The sequence below is a fragment of the Rhizobium sp. PDO1-076 genome (genome assembly GCF_000247475.1).
GTDB lineage: Bacteria > Pseudomonadota > Alphaproteobacteria > Rhizobiales > Rhizobiaceae > Allorhizobium.
In genome coordinates, this window is sequence record NZ_AHZC01000069.1 from 1 (window position 1) to 8,538 (window position 8,538).

The following is an 8,538-nucleotide window of genomic DNA, read 5'->3' on the forward strand; positions in this document are numbered from 1 at the left end:
AGCATAAGCTCCCCGCTGGGCCGGGCGCGATAGGCGCGTGCGGCGCGAACCAGGAAGTCGGTCACCCGCGAGTTTGCGTTTTCTTCTGCCGTCGGCTGAGCAGCCCCGATGCCGAGTTTTTCCATCAGCCAGAGCGTCGCGTTGAACTCTTTCAGGAAAACGACAGGTTTGATGCGGCCCGACAGCAGTTTGCTCACGAAATAGCCGACCCGCTTGTAGCGTCTTTCCAGGTTCCACAGACGCTGGCGCAACTTCGGTTGTGCGCGGAAGTAGCCGGGCGCCCAGGCATCGATAATGGCGGTGAAAGCAACGTCGACACCGGCTTTGCGCAATTGCCGTGCAACTTCAACAGCCAAAACGCCATTGACGCACAATCCGACAATCGCAACCGGACCATGACGTTTGTCGATCTGCATGGCCGCGATAGCCTGTGCCGCAATCTCTTCGAGTGATGCGTCTAATGCAGTCTCTTCGTCAGACGCACCGAACATGTTGACGTTATGCACCGAGATCGCATCGTCGAGCGCATTGGCCAGCCGATAGTAGAGGAACGGATGGTTCAAGGTATAGACCGTGCAGGGTCCGGTTCCGGTCTTGTAGGTATTGATCTCCCAGGAAATGCCGGGTGACGATGCCGGAGGCGACGGTTCGACAGTGATGCCGCCGAACAGGGTTTGCGTGAAGCCCTTCAGGGTCGGCTCCTTGAACAGCAGAGCAAGCTCGGGCTTGATCCCGAATTTGTCTCTGACGGTGGAAAGCATGCGCAAGGCAAGCAGGGAATGGCCGCCCAGTGCAAAGAAATTTCCGTCCGGCTCGACTTTTTCGACATCAAGCACGTCGGCCCAGATCTCGCCCATCCGCGAAATCCGGTCAGACGCAGACAGAGCCGCCGGATCTTCCGGTGCAAAGGTCGTTTCGTCGTCAGCGGCAGGTTGCGGCTGCTTACGGGCAATGTTGATCACCGGAGCGTCAGGCAAGCGCGTTTCGGGTTTACCCGGCCGCTCAAGTGCAGCCCCGGAGGAGAGAGGCGCCATCGGATTGCTCAAGGCCTGCTCATAGACATCCTGCCACAGCTGCAGCAGGCGCTCGATCGTGCTCTTTTCGAACAGGTCCGTGTTGTATTCGACCGACATGCGCCAGCCAGACGGGCGTCCGACCATGCCGAAACTGATGTCGTAGATGACGCCGGGCGACTGCGACGGCGCGCTGATCAGCTCGAAGTCGCCGTAGTGGCGATCTTCCAGGAAAGCCTTGGACAGATTGAAGTTCACCGAAATCAGCGGATTGCGGGAAGGATCGCGGACGGGATTGACGAATTCGACCAGTTTGTTGAACGGCATGCGCTGGTGATTGACGGCGGCCGTCACCGTTTCAGTCGCCGTTCGAAGATGATCCTCGAACGTGGTCTGTGGCTGCACCGGCAGGCGCAGGACCATGTTGTTGATGAACACGCCGATCATCGGCTCCAGGTCGGATTGTTCGCGTCCGGCGATCTGCGTCCCGAACAGGATATCCTCAGCGCCGGTGAAACGATGAAGCGCCGCACTGACGACGGCAACGCCGTAGGCATAGAGCGATACCTTGTGGTCACGCGCCGCCTTTTCAATACGTTCGCCAAACTCCAGTCCCTTGACCGCCGACAGGATATTGCCGTTGGTGCTCTTGACCAAGGATCGTGGATGATCGCTGACCAGTTCGAAATATGGCGCGCCGACCAGTTTCTCTTGCCAGAAGGTCTTTTCCGCCTCGAAGCCATAACTGGACAGGTATTCCTGCTGCCACAAGGCAAAATCGCCATATTGCAACGGCAGTTCCGGCAAGTCCGGCACCCGACCGGCGTCGATCGCGGATGCGATCTCGCCAAGCTCACGCCCCAGCACGCGAATGGACCAGCCATCGAAGCAGGTTTGATGGGCTGTGATCAGGATGAAGGCGCGATTGTTCTCGACCATCAGCAGGGCGACGCGGAAGAGCCCGCCCTTGCCAAGGTCAAACGGGGCTGACGCCGTCTCTTCGCCGATCGACAGGATACGCTGCTCGCGCTGATCGGCCGGCATGTTGCGCAGGTCGATCACCGACATCTTGAAATCGACGGCATCGAGCACCTGCTGATAGGGGCGGCCGCGCCGTTCGACAAAGCGTGTCCGCAGGATTTCGTGGCGCTGGATGATCTTGCGGAAAGCCGCCTCGATCGTTGCCGTCTTGAATGCACCACGGATTTCCCACCGGACGGCGACGTTGAGCGCCGGGTTTCCCGGCTGGAGCTGATCGAGGACCCAGCACCTCAATTGGGTTTGCGTGCAGGGAAACTCGCCGATGACCTTTGCGTCTGTCGCAGGGAAAGCGGTCGTATTTTCAATCTGGTTCATCACAGGCTCTCAATCCGGCGACGGGCGCCGTTGCGGAAATCGGAAAGAGACGGGATCTGATAGGTAGTGGCGACAGCTGGAGCTTCCTCCTGCTCTTCCGCATAGGCTGCCAGTTCGGCAATCGAGGGATGGCGAAGCAGATGCTTGGCCTCCAGCGGCAGTCCGGCATCCAGCATCCGGGCTGCGATGCGGAAGATCACCAGCGAATCCGCACCCAGCGAATAGAGATTGTCCTCGACCCCCAGGCTCTCGATATCGAGCACGCCTTTCCAGATCCCCCACAGCTTTTCTTCCATGGGTGTGCGCGGCTTGATCTTCACAACTGCCTGTTCAACGTCGCTGCGACGGATATCGCGTGCTGTCAGGGTCTTACGGTCGAGCTTTCCATTTGCCGTCTGCGGCAATTCGGTTTCCAGTGACCAGATGCTTGGAACCATATAGGCCGGCAACTGCGCCCTGACCCTGGTGGCCAGTTGCAGGCTGTCTGCAGCCGGCGTGCCGGGTTCGGCGACGAAATAGCAGACCAGGACAAGATCGCCTTTGCCGTTGCGTGCGCCGACCACGGCGCATTGGCGCATGCCAGGCACCTGGGAAATCACCGTTTCGATGTCACCCAGCTCGATGCGGAAGCCACGCAGCTTGATCTGGTTGTCGCGGCGACCCAGCAATTGCAGCGAGCCATCCGCCAGCCGCTTGCCAAGGTCACCGGTCTTGTACAGGCGCTGCGCGTGGCCGGTGCCGATATCGCGTTCGACGAAAGCAGCCTCGGTGAGGTCCGGCCGCTCGAAGTAGCATTGAGCGAGACCATCGCCGCCAATATAAAGCTCGCCGGTGACGCCGACCGGGCAAAGCCGGCCATCAGCACCCAGGATGTGCAATTGGGTATTGGCAATCGGGTGCCCGATTGTGATCGGTGTATCCTCATCGGCAATCCGGGCGACCGAAGACCAGATCGTCGTCTCGGTCGGACCATACATGTTCCACAACTCGCCTTGCATGCCGGACAGCGTGCGAGCCAGCGCCTTCGGCAGGGCTTCGCCACCGCAGAGTTTCTTCAGCGGCATCGACCCGTCCAGGCCGGCCTCGACCAGCATCTGCCAAAGCGTCGGCGTCGCCTGCAGGACGGTTGCTCCGCTCTCCTTGACCAGACGCACCAGGCCGAAGCCGTCCTCCACCTGGGCACGGTCTGCAATCACGACCTGTCCGCCTGCAATCAGCGGCAGATAGAGTTCAAGGCCGGCGATATCGAAAGATAGTGTCGTCACGGCAACCAGAACGTCCTTGGCGTTAAAGCCCGGCTCACGCGCCATCGACTGGAGAAAATTGGTCAGGGCACGGTGCGAGATCGCGACACCCTTGGGCGTGCCCGTCGAACCCGAGGTAAAGATCACATAGGCAGTGGTCTCGGTATCGGACGGTAGCGCTTCGAGTGTCGAGCCTGAATGGGCCGCGATGGCGTCTGCATCCTTGTCGAGGCGGATGACGGTGACCGTATCGGCAACAAGTCCCGCAGCAACCGCGCTATCGCAAACCAGGGCCGTCGGCTGTGCCGTCGTCAGCGTCTGGCGCAGCCGTGTTTCGGGATGGCCCGGGTCGAGCGGAACATAGGCGTGCCCGGCCTTCATGATGCCGATCAATGCGGCCAGCATATCGAGTGAACGATCGGCCAGAAGCGCGATGCGCTGCCCCTGACCCGGGACAAGCGAGCGGACATGACGCGCGAACTGGTTCGAGCGCTTGTCAAGCTCGGCATAGGTCACCGCCCGGTCGCCGTGGCGGGCTGCAACGGCGTCGGGAAACTGTATGGCATTGTCCGAAAACAGCGAGAAAGCGAACTGGTCACCATCATAGTCTGCGGCACTCTGATTGAGCCCTTCGGCCAGCCATTTGGTTTCATCCGAAGACAGGACCTCCAGTGATGCAACAGGTCGTTGCATGTCCTGCGCAAGGGCTGTGACGAGCGTGGCTAAATGGCCGATCCAACGATCAACAGTGGTGCGGTCCAGGACGTCGGCATTGTAGTCGACGTCGATCCGGATGCCGTCGGCCCCCTCGATCATGTTGAGGAACATGTCGAAATTCGAAAACGCCTTCGGGTTCGGCACGATCTTCGCATCAAGACCGGCAAACTCCGCATTGGCAGCAACCCGCTCAAGATTGAACTGGATGCCGGTCAGCGGCAGACGGCGGGGATCCCGCTTGACACCCAGTGTCTTGACCAGCGTGCCATAGGTGTAGTCCTGATGCTCGAAAGCCTTCAGGACAAGCTGTTGCGTCGCCTTCAGGTGGTCTTCGAACGAGACGGAGGCATCGACCATCTGGCGCAGCGGCAGGAGGTTGACGCAGTGCCCAACTAGGATCTTGTCTTCCAGCAGGCTCTGGCCGGCCGAAGGAATGGCGATCACCACATCGGGTTCGCCTGAAAGACGGGCCAGCATGACCTGAAGCGCAGCCAGCATGGTGGAGAAGAGCGTGGCACCGGATCGGGCACCGCGTTTCTTGATCTGCTTGCACACATCGGCGGAAATCATCGCGGTGCAGGTACCACCGGCGAAGCTCTTGTGATCAGGATGGGGCCTGTCGAACGGCATATCCGCAGGCTCGGGCAGAACCCTGTACTGCTCCTGCCAGAAACGCGCAGTCTCACGGCTGACATCATCCTTGGGCGCAAATTTCGTCGCATAGTCGGCGAAGGACAGTGCAGGTTCGAATTCGGCCGCTTCCCCCCGCAAGGCAGCGGAATAAGCCGCAGACAATTCGTTGATGATCACGTTCAGCGACCAGCCGTCGCAGATGATGTGATGTGCCGTAAAGACAAAGACATGCCTGTCTTCACCCAGTCGCACCAGATAGCCTCTGGCAAGAGGTCCATGCACCAGATCGAATGGGGTGACAGCATCCCTTTCGATCAAGGAACCGAGGAGCGCGTCTGAATCGGCATCCTCGGACAGGTCAAGGACCTCGACCGGCAATACAAAGTCCGGCGTGAAGCGGAACCGTTCGCCATTGCGATCAAAGCGGATGTGCAAGGCGTCATGGCGATCGACCACCGTCCTCAACGCTGCCAGAAAGGCCTGGCTGTCGAACACGCCGTTCAGCGCCAGAGACAGCGATTCATTGAAGGAGCATGAGGCTTCATCGCCAGCCTGTGCGGCCAGCCAGATTTCCGACTGGGCCTCGGTCAGGGCTGCACTTTCGGGCCTTTCGGCCTTTGCGGGTGCCGCCACGGCGATCGCCTTGGGCGGACCGGCAAGCTCGCTCTGGCCTTTCGGCGTAAAGATGCCGACACATTGCAGAGCGTCGATCGCATCGCGGAATGCCCGCGCAATGGTCTTGAAATCTTCTTCGGTATGCGCCGTGGTCAGGAAGCACGGATAGCCGTCCTGGATATGGATACCGTTCATCCGGAGATAGGGGTAGAACAGGCCGCCAAGCGGATCCTGGCTGCTGAAGTCGGTGACAAACCAGCTCTTGTAGCCGCGCAGGCTCGGCGCGATGCCACGCTTGACCAGCTCGGCATTGATTTCCTCGACCAGCGCTTCGGTCCGGGGTGCGACGCGGCTGTAAAGCGCCGAGCCCTCGCCCTTGATGTGATGGAGCACGGCTTTCGCGGCGGCCAGAACCACCGGATGGCGCACGAACGTTCCGGCAAAGAAGGTCGGAACGACATTCGGCACGGAATCGTCACCATAGGTCCAGTGTCCACCATCGAGCGCGTCCATGAACCGGCTGGTACCAGTGAGAACGCCGATGGGCATCCCACCGCCGACAACCTTGCCAAAGGTCGCCATGTCGCCCTGGATGCCCCAGATCGCCTGCATGCCGCCCGGATCGACGCGGAAGCCGGTCACGACTTCATCAAACACCAGGGCACACTCTGCCTCGGTGGCGATCTGGCGAAGGCTGCGCACGAATTCCTGCGGGCGCAATTCCGGATGGCGGCTCTGGATCGGCTCGATGATCACCGCAGCCAGATCCTGCGCATTGACGCGAATCCAGTCGAGGCTTTCGTCACTGCCATAGGGCAGGACCACCATGTTACCGACGGAGCCGGACGGAATGCCGGCGGCGATCGGAAGTGCCACCGGCTCCTTTGTACGGGCGCGTCCCTTGACCAGAACCTCGTCGAACTGGCCGTGATAGTCATTGGCAAACACCACGATCCGGTCACGACCTGTGACGGCGCGTGCAAGCCGCATGGCGGCCATCACGGCCTCCGAGCCCGTGTTGCAGAAGGTGACGCGCTCATGGCCGGTCATTTCGCTGATAAGCGCGGCAACCTCGCCGGCAAGCGGCGTCTGCGGACCGATGGCGAAACCGGCATCCATCTGTTCCTTCATCGCATCGACGACGAAGTCGGGTGCGTGACCGAATGCGGTCTGGCCGAAGCCATTGACCAGATCGATGTATTCGTGGCCATCAATGTCCCAGATACGCGCGCCCTTGGAGCGGTCACTGACGACGGGGAAGGTCATCTCCTTCCACTCGGCGCGGAAACCGGATGCTGTGCGCGGATCGGCAAGACGCTTGCGGTGCTCCTGCGTATAGGCTTTCGATCCCTTGTTCCTGTTCGAATAGGCAAGGATCAGATCGTTGAGGAAGGCTTCCTTTTCAGGCGACAGTTCGGCCTTCGTCGCAGCAGAACCCTGCTGGTAGCGCCGATAGCGCTCGCCACCGATCTCCGTCGCGCTTTCGCTGACCGATACGGCACTCGTGGAGAGAGCCATTGCCGGGGTCGTGCTGGAAGGCACAGTCCCGGTTGGCTGCGCGGCAACTGGGGCAGCAGCTGCGAGCAATGCCGGGGCCGCTGGCTGCGCGGCAACTGGGGCAGCAGCTGCGAGCAATGCCGGGGCCGCGGTCACCTGAATCGGTTGGCCGGCGCCCTGAAGCAACTGCAGTTGCTGGGCAAACAGCGTCTGGGCGAGTGCCAATTGTGATTGCAGAACGGCTTCTAGACTGCCATCGACGGCTGCACCGCGCGCAATGGTCGGCAGAGGCATCGGTGCAGCGACCGGAGCCGGCGCAATGGGGGCCGGTGTCATGGAAACCGGAGATGCAACCGGTGTCGCAATTTCCACAGGCGCTGTTTCAGGTGGCAGCGCATTGTCGAGATACCGCGCGAGAGCGGCGATCGAAGGAATGTTGCTCAGCAGTTCCCGGAAGGAAATCTTCACGCCATACTGCTTGTCGATCTTTTGCGCGAACTGCCCGATGAACAGAGAATCAAAGCCGAGTTCGAGGAAACTGTCATTGCGGTTGCCGGCTTCAAGCACTTCACCAGACATGTCGCTCAACAGCGTCAGAAGCGACGTCTCAAGTCCGGGGACACGGTCTGCGATGGCGATTGTGCTGATAGCATTCATGGTTTCCACCTCACTGTTTACAGGTAACTCGCTTATGATGGTCTCGGATGCCGCCGTGACCCGGACCGGCTGAGCCGCACGGGCGCGGCGAACCGAGGGTGGGGCATCAATCCAGTGTCGTTGACGCTGGAAAGGATAAGTCGGCAGCGGCAGGATACGCTCGCGGCCGAGCGGAAGGTTCGGCCAGGGAATGTCGCTTCCGGCCATCCACATCCGGCCATGCGCTTCCGCCATCACCCTGGGAGCCGCCTGGGCATTGTCGTGTTCTGGCAGCGATTGGACGATGGCACTCAGCTCGCTGCGGCCGATCGTCTGGGCGGCAAAGACCGACAGGGTCCGACCGGGGCCGACCTCGAGTAGGATCGGGTTTTGATCCTGGCACAGCGTGATTAGACCGTCGGAAAAGCGGACCGGTTCCCGGCAATGTCTCGACCAGTAGTCCGGCGACGATCCAAGCTCATCATTCTGCCAGCCACCGGTGACACAGGAAATATAGGGAATGGTTGCGCGGCCATAGGTGACTTTCGCGGCAACGTCGCGCAGTTCCTCGATGCACGGCTCCATCATGGCAGAATGGAAGGCATGCGACGTATGCAGCCGGCTGAAGGCGATACCAGCCTTTTCAAGAGCAAAACACAGTGCCTCGATATCGTCCATCGGACCGGATGCGACGCAGAGTTTCGGCGCATTGATCGCCGCGATCTCGGCCCCTCCCCGCAGATAGCCCTGCAGGGTCTCTGGCGATGCGCGAACCGATAGCATGGCGCCAGGCGCCTGGTTCTGCATCAGCTGACCACGAGACCGCC

At 60.7% G+C, this 8,538-nt stretch carries 2 protein-coding genes; both read right to left on the bottom strand.

Annotation, left to right across the window (positions count from 1 at the left end):
• On the bottom strand, window positions 1–2,369 hold a 2,369-nt coding region (locus PDO_RS05770; protein ID WP_007599068.1), incomplete at its 3' end, for a condensation domain-containing protein.
• Window positions 2,369–8,518 (bottom strand): non-ribosomal peptide synthetase, encoded by a 6,150-nt coding sequence (locus PDO_RS05775; protein WP_244426359.1) that lies wholly within the window; start codon window positions 8,516–8,518, stop codon window positions 2,369–2,371. The genes PDO_RS05770 and PDO_RS05775, both read right to left, overlap by 1 nt.
• Between the last annotated feature and the right edge of the window lie 20 nt (window positions 8,519–8,538).

Coding starts and splice junctions, on each gene's coding strand:
- PDO_RS05775 (WP_244426359.1), bottom strand. CDS start 8,518: ATGCAGAACCAGGCGCCTGGCGCCATGCTATCGGTTCGCGCATCGCCA.